At 57.5% G+C, this 13,953-nt stretch carries 13 protein-coding genes and 1 tRNA gene; 6 read left to right on the forward strand and 8 right to left on the reverse strand.

What is annotated here, in order from left to right:
* Window positions 1-338 precede the first annotated feature (338 nt).
* The 8 genes from clpP to PHV01_RS00415 all read right to left on the reverse strand — a co-directional run bounded on the left by clpP (window position 339) and on the right by PHV01_RS00415 (window position 8,238).
* On the reverse strand, window positions 339-956 hold the full coding sequence (gene clpP / locus PHV01_RS00380) for an ATP-dependent Clp endopeptidase proteolytic subunit ClpP (protein WP_337289154.1): 618 nt from the start codon (window positions 954-956) through the stop codon (window positions 339-341).
* Window positions 957-983: 27 nt separating this feature from the next.
* Window positions 984-2,279: a trigger factor gene (tig, locus tag PHV01_RS00385; RefSeq protein ID WP_337289155.1), complete on the reverse strand. Its 1,296-nt coding sequence runs from the start codon at window positions 2,277-2,279 to the stop codon at window positions 984-986.
* A 29-nt stretch (window positions 2,280-2,308) separates the two neighbouring features.
* Window positions 2,309-2,395 (reverse strand) — tRNA-Leu (locus PHV01_RS00390).
* An 89-nt stretch (window positions 2,396-2,484) separates the two neighbouring features.
* The gene (gene alr / locus PHV01_RS00395) at window positions 2,485-3,642 is read right to left on the reverse strand and encodes an alanine racemase (RefSeq protein WP_337289156.1); all 1,158 of its coding nucleotides are present in this window, start codon (window positions 3,640-3,642) and stop codon (window positions 2,485-2,487) included.
* Window positions 3,643-3,738: 96 nt separating this feature from the next.
* A complete protein-coding gene (ppcA, locus tag PHV01_RS00400; RefSeq protein ID WP_337289157.1) occupies window positions 3,739-5,235 on the reverse strand; it encodes a phosphoenolpyruvate carboxylase in 1,497 nt (498 codons plus the stop codon).
* 4 nt (window positions 5,236-5,239) lie between these two features.
* The gene (gene cbbX, locus PHV01_RS00405; RefSeq protein ID WP_337289158.1) at window positions 5,240-6,202 is read right to left on the reverse strand and encodes a CbbX protein; all 963 of its coding nucleotides are present in this window, start codon (window positions 6,200-6,202) and stop codon (window positions 5,240-5,242) included.
* Window positions 6,203-6,325: 123 nt separating this feature from the next.
* Complete coding sequence (locus PHV01_RS00410) at window positions 6,326-6,748, reverse strand: ribulose bisphosphate carboxylase small subunit (RefSeq protein WP_337289159.1); 423 nt, start codon at window positions 6,746-6,748, stop codon at window positions 6,326-6,328.
* Between the two features lie 20 nt (window positions 6,749-6,768).
* On the reverse strand, window positions 6,769-8,238 hold the full coding sequence (locus PHV01_RS00415) for a form I ribulose bisphosphate carboxylase large subunit (RefSeq protein ID WP_337289160.1): 1,470 nt from the start codon (window positions 8,236-8,238) through the stop codon (window positions 6,769-6,771).
* Between the two features lie 437 nt (window positions 8,239-8,675).
* On the opposite strand from PHV01_RS00415, the gene rpiA reads away from it, so the two are divergent.
* The 6 genes from rpiA (at window position 8,676) to PHV01_RS00445 (ending at window position 13,936) form a co-directional block, all read left to right on the forward strand.
* The gene (gene rpiA, locus PHV01_RS00420; protein ID WP_337289161.1) at window positions 8,676-9,410 is read left to right on the forward strand and encodes a ribose-5-phosphate isomerase RpiA; all 735 of its coding nucleotides are present in this window, start codon (window positions 8,676-8,678) and stop codon (window positions 9,408-9,410) included.
* Window positions 9,407-10,426, forward strand: a complete 1,020-nt coding sequence (gene fbp, locus PHV01_RS00425; RefSeq protein ID WP_337289162.1) for a class 1 fructose-bisphosphatase — start codon at window positions 9,407-9,409, stop codon at window positions 10,424-10,426. The genes rpiA and fbp overlap by 4 nt, the downstream gene beginning before the upstream one ends.
* 35 nt (window positions 10,427-10,461) lie before the next feature.
* The gene (locus PHV01_RS00430) at window positions 10,462-10,668 is read left to right on the forward strand and encodes a transposase (RefSeq protein ID WP_337289163.1); all 207 of its coding nucleotides are present in this window, start codon (window positions 10,462-10,464) and stop codon (window positions 10,666-10,668) included.
* Between the two features lie 1,020 nt (window positions 10,669-11,688).
* On the forward strand, window positions 11,689-12,249 hold the full coding sequence (locus PHV01_RS00435) for a ubiquinol-cytochrome c reductase iron-sulfur subunit (protein ID WP_337289164.1): 561 nt from the start codon (window positions 11,689-11,691) through the stop codon (window positions 12,247-12,249).
* Between the two features lie 22 nt (window positions 12,250-12,271).
* The gene (locus PHV01_RS00440) at window positions 12,272-13,042 is read left to right on the forward strand and encodes a cytochrome b N-terminal domain-containing protein (protein WP_337289165.1); all 771 of its coding nucleotides are present in this window, start codon (window positions 12,272-12,274) and stop codon (window positions 13,040-13,042) included.
* Between the two features lie 84 nt (window positions 13,043-13,126).
* The gene (locus PHV01_RS00445; protein WP_337289166.1) at window positions 13,127-13,936 is read left to right on the forward strand and encodes a cytochrome C; all 810 of its coding nucleotides are present in this window, start codon (window positions 13,127-13,129) and stop codon (window positions 13,934-13,936) included.
* Window positions 13,937-13,953: the final 17 nt, after the last annotated feature.

Below are 13,953 nucleotides of genomic sequence, written 5' to 3' on the forward strand. Positions count from 1 at the left end.
CCTCCCCCTCGCGTTCCAGGTTTTGATCTCGAAGTGCCGGGCGAACGATCCGCCATATGCGGGTCTTCGCTTGCGCCACGCTTCCTGGAACACAATACTGTCCATGTACCCTCGATCGTGCAACGATGTTGCTCACAATGGCTACAGGGTCAACTGTAATTGGCGCAATTCTAGTGTAGTGCATCCAACGGTTCTTTACAAATCCCGTTCGCCCTGAGCCTGTCGAAGGGTGAAGTATTTTAATGGGTTCCGTTCATGGGTTCGACAAGCTCACCGCGAACGGGTTGTAAGGTATTGGTGAGTCACTATGCTAGACGAGTTAGTATAGCGTTGGCCATCTATAGCGCAGGGGCTGCGGCCGACAATGGAAGGCCCTCGCGCGAGTGGATCACCTCGTCAATCAGGCCATATTCTTTGGCCTCCTCAGGCGACATAAAAAAGTCGCGGTCGCTGTCTTTCTCAATCCGCTCCAACGGCTGGCCCGTGTGATTGGCGATAATTCGGTCCAACTCCTGTCGCATCCGAAGGATCTCTTTTGCCTGGATCTGGATGTCGGACGCCTGCCCCTGGGCTCCCCCGTAGGGTTGGTGGATCATGATCCGTGCGTGGGGAAGGGCATAGCGTTTCTTCTTGGCGCCGGCCGCCAACAGGAGCGCAGCGCCACTGGCCGCTTGACCCATACAGATCGTCTCGATGGCCGGCTTGATATACTGCATCGTATCATAGATCGCCAGTGAGGCAGTGACCGACCCGCCCGGTGAGTTGATGTAGAGGTGGATATCTTTGTCAGGGTCTTCGGCTTCCAGGAAGAGGAGCTGGGCGATCACCAGATTTGACTCGGCATCATCGATCGGGGTCCCGATGAACAGGATCCGGTCCTTCAGGAGGCGGGAGAAGATATCGTAAGCTCGCTCACCTCGGCTGGTCTGCTCAACCACCATTGGAATCAGTTGCATCACGTACGTACTCCCTTTATGTGGTGCTCAGGCGAGGGTCACGAGGTTGACCCCATCCACAACATTGGCCCGCTCATACAGAAGATCGAGCGCTTTCCGCTCCAGTAATTGCATTCGAATGGTTTCAATCCGCCCCTCCCGCTCTAGCAGCTTGCGGAAGGCTTCCGGTTTCTGGTTCAAGGCGACGGCGGTCGATTCGACCTCTTCGTGCAATTCCTCATCCGACACAACAATCCCTTCCTGCTTCGCCACCGCCTCCAGCAAGAGAGAATTTCGCACCCGTTTTAAGGCAAGCTCTCCCGCCTTGGTCCGCATCGCCTCTTCTTCACTCTGAGCGGAGGTTGCCTTGTGTCCGCCAACGCTCCGCCTCAAGTCAGTAAGGATCGCCTCGAGCTCCGCATCAACCAGCGACTCTGGAGGATCAAAGGGGTGGGCGGCACGCAATTTCTCAAGGATCTGGCTCTTCAGACGCCCCACCTGTTCCCGCTCCTTGTGCGCCAGCAGGTCTTGCTTTACCTTTTCCTTGAGTTCAGGGACATCCTTGCACTCACCCGCTGATTGCGCGAACGCATTATCCAGTGGCGGTACCCGTTTCTTCTTGACCTCTTTGAGGGTGACTCTGAAGAGTACCCGCTTTCCTGCCAGCTCCCGTCGTCCGTAATCGGTCGGGAATTCCAGGGAGAACTCCTTGACCTCTCCTTTCTTCAGACCATGGAGTTGGGTCTCAAACTCGGGGATGAACTGGTGGGCACCGAGAAGGATCGAGGCATTCCGGCCGCTTACGCCCTTGAGCGGTTTACCACCGGCAAAGCCTTCGTAGTCGACTACCAGGAGGTCTTCCTGCAAGCCGGGCCAGCCATCCATCGGCACGTACTCTGCCGCTTGCTCCCGAAGGTGCTCCAGAGCTCGATCTACCTCCGCATCCGTTGTCTCGACCTTCTCCTTGGTGATCTCAATCCCGGTGTAACCCGAGAGTTGGAGATCGGGTTTTACTTCGAAGGTAGCCCGGTAGCTGAAAGGCTTCCCCTCCTCACAGACTATCTCATCCAGTCTGGGCTCGTTCACCGGATCCAGATTGGCCTCCTTGAGCGCCTGACTATAGCTTTCCGGGACGAGTTCCTGGAGGGCCTCCTGCTTCGCCTCTTCCTTGAAGCGCGAACGCAAAACATCTCGCGGAACCTTACCGGGGCGGAAACCAGGCAGGCGGGCATTTTTGGCGAGGTGCAGATAGGCCGCCTCCAGCTTGTCCAGGAGGCTTTGGGGGGGCAATTCGATTCGAAGCGCGCGTTTGGTGCTGCTGATCTCTTCGATGTCTACTTTCATATGTATCTCGGAATTAGATGCCGGATTCATGGTGCGAGAGGGGGGACTTGAACCCCCATCCGCCAAAGGCGGACTGGATCCTAAGTCCAGCGCGTCTGCCATTCCGCCACTCTCGCGTGAGCCGCCGAGCAGGAACGAGAAAAACTATATCATACGGTGAAGCCTCTGTCTAGAAATCTACTTTCTCTGGACAGAGCTGGTCAGGTCAGTCCTGACAGAAAAGCCTCGGCAGGCGCGGGGAGAGGGCAGTGAGGATCTCGTACGGGATGGTCCCCAGTTGCGCTGCCCATTCTGCGATTGAGATATGTTCCTCCCCGTCGTGCCCAAGGAGCGTAACGATATCCCCATCGGACGCCTCCGGCACATCGGTGATATCGATCAGGCATTGGTCCATCGTGATCGTGCCCACCTGTCGAGCCCGCCGACCCTGAACGAGAAAGTCGATCCTGTTTGAGAGGGCGCGGGAGATTCCATCGCCATAGCCGATAGATACGGTAGCTAGACGCGTCCGGCGCGCTGTCCGAAAGGTATGACCGTAACTGACACCGGTCTCCGGTGGAACGGTTTTGACGAAGACGATCTTTGCTTTGAGCGCAAGGGCAGGGCGAAGAGCAACGACGGCCTGTAAGTGAGAGCTTGGGTATAGGCCATACTGAGCCAACCCGATCCGGACCAGGTCGAAATGGGTGTCGGGGAACGTCAGGGTAGCGGCAGAATTGGCCAGATGTACCAATGGAGGCCGAAGCCCCTGCCGCTGCAGCATATCCACTAACTTTGCGAACCGTGTGAACTGCTCCCTGGCTGTTGTGGGATCGACCGCGTCAGCCGTAGCGAGGTGGCTGTACAGGCTGACAACCGACACGCCCGGCAGGACCCTTATCGCGCTCAACAGCTCCTGAGCCTCCTGCCATGAGACTCCCAGGCGGGACATACCGGTATCGACCTTCAGGTGAATTGGGATCGGCCCCAGACCCGCCTCGGACAAGCGACGGGCCTGGTCGAGGCTGCAGACGGTCGGTTGCAGCCGATACTCGATAAGTGCGTCGATCTCCTCTTTGCAGATAACGGGGCCGAAGAGGAGAATCGGCGCGTCGATCCCCGCCATTCTTAGAGAGATTCCTTCTTCAACTGTGGCGACCGCAAGCCATGAGGCGCCGGCTGACAGCGCAGTCCGAGCGACCGCAACAGCGCCATGACCGTAGCCATCAGCCTTGACGACCGACATGAGCTGGGTTGACGGTTGTAGGAGCTGTCGGATAGCTGCTATATTGTGGCGGATCGCCTCGAGATCGACCTCCACCCAGGCACGGCGGGTCGAGGGAACCCGCTCGGCTGTCCAGCCGAGATCTTGATTAATGCCCATACATTCTGATCCTCAGGTACAACCGATGAGCTGTTGAACCTGTCCTGCGAACTCCCGTTCTCCCTTCGACACGCTTAGGGCGAACGGAATGGGCGTTCAGCCCAAAAACTTTCGTATCCAGGCCGCCCGGAGGATGAGATCGCTGAGGTCCTTGACATTTTCCTTTTCAACCCGTCTGATAATCGTTGCGGTGATTTCCCGGTGGGCGTGATCCTGGGAGAGAGTGGGACGGAGGAGTCGGACAGTCCTCCGGATCTCCTCCGCCTCAGTGAGGGGGAGGAGGGTGTACACCTCTTCGTTCAGATACTGCAGCGCATCCCCCAGGTCGACTTCGAACCCAGGGTCGATCTCCCGAAGCAGGGCCAGATCTTCCTGACCAAGGCAGGAAATGCCGAGGATCTCAGGAGGAAGACCTAAGGAGTAGAGGGCGGCACAGAAGGAGATGGCCCGGGGAAGCGAGACCCCGCCGATGCTCCGGCTGTAGCCGAACAGACCGATATGCAGTTTCCGCATTCGCCGCCTGGGAACGGTGGGGGCTATGTGATTCATCAGGGGAGCGATCGCTCGCACCTGGCGCTGATAACAAGCGGAGATCCGCTCAATCAGATCGACGATCCTCCCCTCCGGCTCCACCGGCTGGGCGCTCTTTCTGGGTGCGCGCTTCAAGGTCTCGATGGCCTGGATGATGGCGGGAGCCGGATAGTCGTACTTGAAGGCCGATTGGATCGTGAACGTCTGAATGCTCGGGTGCTCGGCAAGGTGTCGCTCTACGGTATCGGGTCGGAAGTTGCCCCGAAACGGGGCGCTTCCGGCCCCCAGGATCGGATAGATCGGAATTCCCAACTCCTCTTCCAGCCTGTCCAGGCGACTTAAGGCCGCCTTTACCAGGAGCCTGGCCGCCAGGCTTCCGTAGTTCAAGGCGGGATCGGATCGGGCTAAAAAGACGCGCTGGTACGAGAGGTCTTTGTCCTGAAGGTACGCGCGAATGATGGTATCGGCCTGAAGCAACGACTCCTTATCCTCGATCAAGGGGATGATCTGGATCGCGGTAGGGTGGAACTCGCCAATCCATTCTTTCAGAGGGATATCACCGGGGGTCAGAACCGCCTCCCCCTTCCCCGTGACGAAGACCTGATAGTACCGGCGCACACGGTTCAGCTCCTCCGCCGAGGTGGTCATGGGGAAGATGATTTCGAAGATGGGGGCGACATCCTCTCCGTAGAAGAAGCGGGCTACGTCGTTGGCTCTGGGGATTCCCTGGAGAACCTCAAGGAGGATCTTCCCCTGCGACTTTTCTACAGCAGGGTTTGGGACTCGTAAGGTCAGGAACATCTCCCGTCCCAGGGGAAACGCCCTGAAGAAGCCTTCGTAGGTCGTCAAGAGCTTCTCAACGACGAACTCATCGACCTCCTTCCCTTCGAAGTCCCACATCTGCTCATCACAGCCTAAATGGGAGAAGGCATAGTAGGCCTCACGGATCTCGTCCATTCCCTCCATGACAGGTCCCTGGGCGAAGAAGGGGACAGTGACGTTGTCCGGGTGCTGGGTGCTCATGCAGCGGGGGATGCGGGGGCGGGTCGCGATATCGATCACTGCGCTACTCTCGATCTGTATGCTGACTGGAATCCGGCTGATTATCCCTGAATACACGACTGACGAGAATATCTTCGGCCTCAATCGTGACCAGATCCTTTTTCGTCAGCGTATCTTTGTGCTGAGCGAACAGGCGGTTGGCCTGGCGCAGGCGAGCCCGATCAAGGGCATTCCGCACACTACGGGCATTGGCGAAGTTGGGCATCTGCATGCGCTTGAGGAGGTATTGATAAAAGACCTTCTCGGCCTCAGGGCTGAAACGGTATTGCTGCTTTTCCAACATCAGCTTGGCGATTGCGATCAGTTCTTCCGCCGTGTAGTTCGGAAAATCCAGGTGATGTGCGATACGGGAGGACATCCCCGGATTGCCCTGGAAGAACGTTTCCATACGGTCCTTGTAACCGGCCAGGATGACCACGAGGTCCTCCCGCTGATTCTCCATAACCTGAAGCAGGATCTCGATCGACTCCTGGCCGTAATCGCGCTCATTCTCCGAACGGTAGAGATAATAGGCTTCGTCGATAAACAACACGCCGCCCATCGCTCTTTTCAAGACCTCTTTGGTCTTCGGCGCAGTATGCCCGATGTACTGGCCCACGAGATCGTCCCGCGTGACCGCCGCCAAGGTGCATTTACGGATGTAACCCAGGCGGTGCAGAATCTCGGCCATCCGCATCGCGACGGTGGTCTTCCCGGTACCGGGATTGCCGGTAAAGCACATATGGAGGCTGGGCGGGCCTGACATCAGCCCCAGGCTTTTCCGCACCCTGTCGACCAGCAGTAAGGCTGCGATTTCCCGAATCCGCGTCTTAATCGGCTTCAGGCCGACCAGTTCCCGGTTAAGCTTATCAAGGATCTCCTGAATCTGAGAATCGCGAAAGACAGTATCAAGATCTACCGGCGTATCGTCAGAGAGTTGAGACGGGGTATGCTCTTCGGGGATCTGTTCGACGTTCGCGTCACTCATCGACTTCCTCGTTCAATCCCCCTCGCCCCCTTTTGGGGGAGAGGGCTGGGGTGAGGGGAGCTGTACAGTGTGGGAAGGGAAGGGGTCGAATCCCCTTCCCTTCCCATGATTGCCGATCGGTGCTCAGTCCGTATATCGCTGGCCTTCCGGTTTATCGGTAGCATAGCTGTGCACGACATAGTTGACAGTGCGGCCTTTGACTTCCTGGCGCACAAGGCCAAAGCCCGGCTCATGCGGCGGCCGGTGGACAATGAACGACAGCCGGATAGTTTCCCAGCCTTTGTTATGGTCGAAGGCGTTCACCTTGATATAGTGGTTGGGATAGGCCTTACGGCAGGCATCGATCTCATACATGATCCCCGCCGGGTCTTCCAGGTCGAACATCGGCAAGCCCCACATCTCCCAGAACGTATTGCGGGGGTGCGGGTCATCCGTAAACTCGACACTGACGGCCCATTTATTGTGTAACGCATACTCCACCTGTTTTCTGATCTGGTCGTCGGTCAGATCAGCCAGGAACGAGAACGTGCCTTGGGTAATTCGCATATTGCTTCCTCCCTTCTCACCTACACGGCCGTTGTCGTCGGAACAAAGTCCGCGGTATCGGTCGAGGCATAGTTGAAGGTAATATCCTTCCATACTTCCAGTGCCGTCCGCAATGGCTGGCACCACCGTGCGGCATTCGCCAGGATCTCCGGGCCTTCGTTGAAGTAATCGCGGCCCTCGTTGCGTGCCTGGACCATCGCTTCCAGGGCTACCCGGTTGGCCGTCGCGCCCGCCGCGATGCCGGTCGGATGACCGATAGTCCCGCCGCCGAACTGGAGCACCACGTCTTCTCCAAAGTAGTGGAGCAACTGGTGCATCTGTCCGGCGTGGATGCCGCCTGAGGCGACCGGCATGACCTTGCGGAGCGCCGCCCAGTCCTGATCAAAGAACAGGCCATTTTGCAGGTTCATCGGGGTATGGGTTTCCCGCAGGGTATCGTAGAACCCCTTGACCATATACGGGTCGCCTTCAAGCTTGCCGATGACGGTTCCGGCGTGGATATGGTCCACCCCCGCCATGCGCATCCATTTGCAGATGACGCGGAAGTTGACGCCATGAGTCTTCTGACGGGTATAGGTCGAATGGCCTGCCCTGTGCAGGTGCAGCATCATATCGTTTTTCCGCGCCCACTTGGATATTGACTGGATCGCGGTGTAGCCGATCACCAGATCGATCATAATAATGACGCTGCCCAACTCCTTGGCGAACTCGGCGCGCTCATATATATCTTCCATGGTGGCGGCGCTGATATTGAGGTAATGCCCCTTCACCTCGCCGGTAGCGGCTGAGGCGCGGTTGACCCCTTCCATCGCGAAAAGGAAACGGTCGCGCCAGTGCATAAACGCCTGAGAGTTGATGTTCTCGTCGTCCTTGGTGAAGTCGAGGCCGCCTTTGAGCGCCTCATACACGACGCGGCCGTAGTTTTTACCGGACAGCCCCAGCTTCGGCTTGATGGTGGCGCCCAGCAGCGGACGGCCGAACTTATCCAGACGCTCGCGCTCCACGACGATCCCGGTAGGCGGACCCTGAAAGGTCTTGAGGTAGGCCACAGGGAACCGCATATCTTCCAGACGTAGCGCCTTGAGCGGCTTGAAGCCGAAGACATTGCCGATAATGGAGGCGCTCACGTTGACGATCGAGCCATCTTCAAACAGGTCCAGATCGTAGGCGATGTAGGCGAAATACTGACCCGGGCTGCCCGGGACAGGATCGACCCTGTACGCCTTACCGCGATAGGCATCGTGATCGGTGAGACGGTCGGTCCACACTACTGTCCAGGTGGCAGTGGACGATTCGCCCGCCACGGCCGCGGCCGCCTCGTCCGGATCCACACCATCCTGGGGAGTGATTCGGAACACCGCAATCACGTCGGTGTCCTTCGGCGTGTATTCCGGCCGCCAATACCCCATCTGCTTGTAAGGGACTACACCTCCCGCTTTATACCGGTCTTTTGGATCCTTGTTGGTTCCTGCCTTAGCTGCTCCTGCCATGCTTGCCTCCCTTCAGTCTGCGTGTTGACTTTGTGTTACCGTCCTGATGTTTCGTTCCCTGGAACTCTCGGATGGTTTACTTCTGACCTTTATGCCTCGATGGGTCTGGTTGTTCAAACCCAACCCTGGGATGGCATTACTTTGCCACCCCTAATTATAAAGTCAAATAGAAAATCTTTGAGTCTGTCATAAAGTTTAGTTTATAGTATGTCATGTCTTTAGCGATTCCGTCCGGTCTATCAGTCTCAGGGCCTGAGGCGCTGCTTGACATCTCAACGGCCGACATAGTATAAGCTGTAAAGTGAGCCCGTCCCGTAGACTATTTGTTGTGCTTCGACGGGCTCAGCACGAACGGGAAAACATCAATTATTTCAATACACTTACCGTTCGCCCTGAGCATGTCGAAGGGTGAACGTGGGTTTACAGGACAGGCTTAGATGATCCAGCAACCGCATCCCAACAATCAACAGTTGTCCCCCAATGCCCCCGGCACGCCGAGGGCTCAGTCGTCCATGGAGAGCATAGCCCTCGAGTTCATCAAGGACGGCGATGTGGTCGGTCTGGGTACCGGACGGGCGGCGACCGCATTCGTCCGCGCCTTGGGTGATGCGGTGAAGACAGGTCTTCGGGTCACGGCGGTTTCGACTTCGCAGGTAACGGCCGCGTTAGCGGCGCAGCTTGGGATACCGCTGGCGACGCTCGACGAGGTGTCAAGTATCGACGTTACCTTTGATGGCGCGGATGAGGTTGACCCTCGACTCGATCTGATCAAGGGGTATGGCGGCGCGTTGATTCGGGAAAAGATCGTGGCCGCCTCATCACGACGGCTGGTTATCCTGGTAGGCGCCGAAAAGCTGGTACCGGTCCTGGGGAGCCGTGGCATCCTTCCAGTAGAAGTCGTGCCGTTCGGGCTGCCCCTCTGCAGGCGCCGTCTTGCAGAACTCGGATGCCGGCCGGCGATCCGCGAGCAGAATGGACAGCCGTTTGTAACCGACAACGGTAATCATATTCTTGACTGCAGTATCTCGCCGCTTCCCGACCCGGCCTCTTTCGAGCAAACGATTCTTGGAATTCCTGGAGTGGTCGGAACGGGGCTCTTTATCGGGATGGCTGACACGGTCCTGGTGCAGGACAGTGATACCGTCAGCGTGCAACACCGCGGAGACCGATGATGGGAGATCCCATGATCAATAGAGGCATCACCCTTACCCGTCATCTGCTGGACGACCGGACGCCGCTGGAGGGCGCTCTGGGCGCGCTGCTCATCAAGATCGGCTCCGCCTCGAAGCAGGTGGCGCGGGAGGTCAACCGGGCAGCGCTGCACGGCAGATTGGGCTATACCGGAGAGATCAACGTTCAGGGGGAGCAGATCGCCCAGCTCGATCTCTGGTCGAATGATATGCTCGTGGATGCGCTGAAGGAGACCGGCCTCGTCTGTACGATAGTCTCAGAGGAGATGGAGGCGCCGCTGCATGTCGATCGTAACTGCCATCCCGGAAGCTATGTGGTCTGCTTCGACCCGGTTGATGGCTCGTCGAACATCGACATCAACGGGACAGTGGGGACGATCTTTTCGGTGCGGCATCGGCGTGGTCATGGGCCGGAGCATATGGCGGCGGATATCCTGCGAAAGGGCACCGAACAGGTGGCGGCCGGCTATGTGATGTATGGTCCCAGCACCATGTTTATCTATGCCGCGGGCGATGCCGTGCACGGTTTTACATGGGATCATACGGCGGACGATTACCTGCTGTCGCATCCTGATATTCGGATTCCGCGACGGGGAAAAACGTACAGTGTGAACTGCGGGAACTACCATCGCTGGTTAGAGCCAACTCGCCGCGCGGTCGATTATCTGAGCACGCCGGACAAAGCGACAGGTCGCCCGTATTCGCTCCGCTATGTCGGGTCGATGGTGGCTGACCTGCACCGCACGCTGCTCGAGGGCGGAATCTTCATGTATCCGGGTGAAGCCGGCGGGGGCAAGAATGCCAACGGGAAGCTCCGACTGCTCTATGAGGTCGCGCCGATGGCCTACATCGTGGAGCAGGCTGGGGGACGGGCCAGTACCGGCGATGAGCGGATCCTGGATATTGAACCGTCGGCGTATCACCAGCGTGCGCCGATCATCATCGGCAGTCCCGATGACGTGGCTCTAGTCGAGGAGTTCTACCAGGGGAAGCGGTAGGACGCTTACTCCGCGATTAGTGTCCCCTCCGGGGGATGGTGGAAACCCCTCGCCTTCAGGCGAAACGAAGAGTGTGGGCGTATGGGCGTGCGCCAACATATCGCCTGGGCGCGCACACGACATGCGATCTCCAGGTCCACGTGATCTGGATCCCCAAGTATCGGAAGCCGCTGCTCGTGGGACCGGTCGCCATTCGTGTGCGCGATCTCATCCGCCAGATCGCCATCGAGCATGAGCTGTAGATCATCTCGGGCAAGGTGGCACGCGACCAGCTCCACCTGTTCCTCGTCTACCGTCCCCATCAGGATATCAGCACCATGATGCTGCAGTGGCTTGAAGGGATCAGCTCCCGGATCCTCCTTCAGGAGTCGCGCACCTTCGCAAGCTGTGCTGAGGCCGACATCTCTGGACGCGGGGCTATCTCGCCGTGCGCTCCGGGACGATTACCGATCAGATGGTTACCCAGTATATCGTCGAGCAGGAAAGGGAACCGGTCCAGGACGACAGTCGATGTCAAATCGACGACGGTCCGAAGCTCCCGCCTTCCAGGCGGTAGCTGTTCAGTTCCAATGCCGTCTCAAGCAGTTTTGCAGTCATAGTTACCTCTCGTGCTGGTCAGAGGGAGTATGGCGCCTCATTATACTCACACAAAATTTAAAAGAGGCACAATTTCCGATGATCTCTTTGAACACGGTCTAGCCGACCATTGATGCGCCGGTAGATCTGAAGGTATTGTCGCCTCTCGGCTATGTCCTGGAGGCGGTGCGGCATGAGACCGACTCAACTCCTCCTCATCATGCTGTCTGTCTCGCGTGTAAGTGTATTATTAGCGTGTTCGACGCTGCGTTAGGACGCATGCAGCCACCACAGACGGTGAATGAGCAGTTTCAGGTTCTGGGGTATTGAGTAGATTTGAGTATTACACTGAGTGCCAACTGGTAGGAAGGGCTGATTACTAAAGGGATAGTACGAGCTGCGGTGGGGGCGCACCCCCTATGGGCGCCCTTATATGCTAGGCACGGTGGAGACTGGTTGAGGACTTGACGGGTAGTGTGCTCACATGAGGTTTGATGAAGCCCTTCGGGCTGCTCCTTTTTCGCCTTTTTCATCTTGACAGGTATCCGATGCTATAATATGGATACCGCGTTTGGGGTTGAAGGAGATGGGGTTTGTGGGGAGATAGCCCTGCGAGAGCTGTCGCTGAAGGCGGGCCCAGTGATTTAGTGGCGTCGCGAAATCTGTTGTCACAGTAGAGGTAGGCGTTGGCCGATCAGAGTACCACCGGAGGGGATCGAGAAGATCAGTTGATCGTGACGCCGGAGGAGAGCAATGCGACCCTCTGGTCACGGCGGGATTTCTGTTCTCTCGCAGGGTGGTGTGGGATAGCGGCTTCGCTCGGTGTCGGCGGTGTGGCGTTCGGGCGCTTTATGTTCCCCAGAGTGCTCTTCGAGCCGGTAGCGGTCTTCAAGGCCGGCCTGCCGGAGGAGTACCCGGTCGGAACCGTGAGCGAACGGTGGAAGCAGGAAGAGCGCGTCTGGATCGTCCATGAGCCTGACGGATTTTATGCGCTTCTTGCGATCTGCACGCATCTTGGCTGTACCCCAAACTGGTTAAATGCGGAGAGCAAGTTCAAATGCCCCTGCCACGGCAGCGGTTTCCGCAAGACCGGAATCAACTTTGAGGGTCCCGCCCCTCGGCCGCTTGAGCGCGTCAAGATCACTCTGGGTGACGACGGGCAGCTTGTGATCGATAAGAGCGTACAGTTCCGCTTCGAGAGAGGCGACTGGACGAAGCCTGGGGCGTTTCTCAAGCTTAAGGTCTAGTGGTGAAAGGGTTCGATCCCGGATGCCCAACCTGAGCGAGTTAAAGAAAAAGATCGTCGAGTCCCAGCTATGGCGCTCGATGTTTCGCCATGATTATCTGGATACCCCGCGCAACCGGGTGCTGCAGATTATGGCGAATGTCTGGCTCCACCTGCACCCTCCCAAGATTCGACGTCACGCTATCAAGCTTCGCTTTACCTGGTGCATGGGCGGCATCACCTTCCTGATGTTTCTCGTGACGGTAGTGACCGGTGTTATCCTGATGTTCTACTATCGTCCGGTGGCCGAGTACGCCTATGCCGACATGAAATACCTGCAGTACGATGTCCCGTTTGGTATGATCATGCGCAACATGCATCGGTGGGCGGCCCATGGCATGGTTATCACGGTCTGGCTGCACATGTTCCGCGTCTTCATGACCGGTTCGTACAAAGCACCGAGGGAGTTCAACTGGGTCGTCGGGGTCATACTGCTGACCATCACGCTGCTGCTGAGCTTTACCGGCTACCTCCTGCCATGGGACCAGCTTTCGATCTGGGCTGTAACGGTTGGGACCAATATGGCCCGCGCCACCCCACTTCTTGGGAGTGAGGGCCCATTTGGTGAAGTGGTCGGCGTCACTCCGCGATATGACGCCAGGGCCTTCTTGCTCGGGGGCACCCTCGTTGGACCTCCTGCGCTCCTCAGGTTCTACGTGCTGCATTGTATCTTCTTACCGATCCTGATCAGCCTCCTCATGATCGTACATTTCTGGAGGATTAGGAAAGACGGAGGGATCTCGGGCCCTCTGTAGCTGTCTCGTAGATCGTTGCTGGCGCGGCGTGTTGCGCGGTCATGGTACGACAGATGCTGTGCGTGAAAGGACTGAACGAGAGCGATGGTTGAAGCAAAAGAGAACCCGGAAGCGAAACCGGCCGTACAATCTGAGGGGGCGAGTCAACCCGCAGTGCCCGATAGAGTCCATGTCTGGCCCTACCTTGTCCGCAACGAGTTCATCTGCGCGATCATTGTAATGGTGATTCTGACCGTCTGGTCGATCATGATCGATGCCCCTCTGGAGGAGTCTGCTAATCCCACCCAGACCCCCAATCCAAGCAAGGCTCCATGGTATTTCCTGGGGCTTCAGGAAATGCTGGTCTACTTCGATCCTTGGTTTGCCGGCGTCGTCCTGCCCAGCTTGATCATTGTTGGACTGATGGTCATCCCGTACATCGATATTAACCCCAAGGGTAACGGGTATTACACCTTCAGAGAACGGCCGTTCGCTATTGCGACGTTTCTCTTTGGCTTTTTCTTCCTGTGGGTCTCGCTGATCATCACGGGTGTCTTCTTCAGGGGCCCCGGGTGGAATCTATTCTGGCCGTGGGAGACCTGGGATCCCCACTTGGTCGTTGCGCTCACAAATGTCGATCTTCCCGCCTGGGGTCCGTTCAAGTGGATGGGCAACCCCAAGGTCTTTGGGGTTGAGGTGATCGGGTTTGCGTTGATCGTTCTCTACTTCAGCACGGCGGTCGTGTTTTACTACTTAAGACGGGATATGAGCGACGCTATCCGTCAATTGGGCCCCGTGCGCTACGGAATCGTTGCGTTCCTTTTCCTGACGATGATGAGCCTTCCGATCAAGGCGTTCCTCCGTCTGGCATTCAATATCAAGTATGTCTGGATGACGCCCTGGTTCAATATTTAACGCCACAGTCGAGGATG

Source organism: Candidatus Methylomirabilis sp. (assembly GCF_028716865.1).
GTDB lineage: Bacteria > Methylomirabilota > Methylomirabilia > Methylomirabilales > Methylomirabilaceae > Methylomirabilis.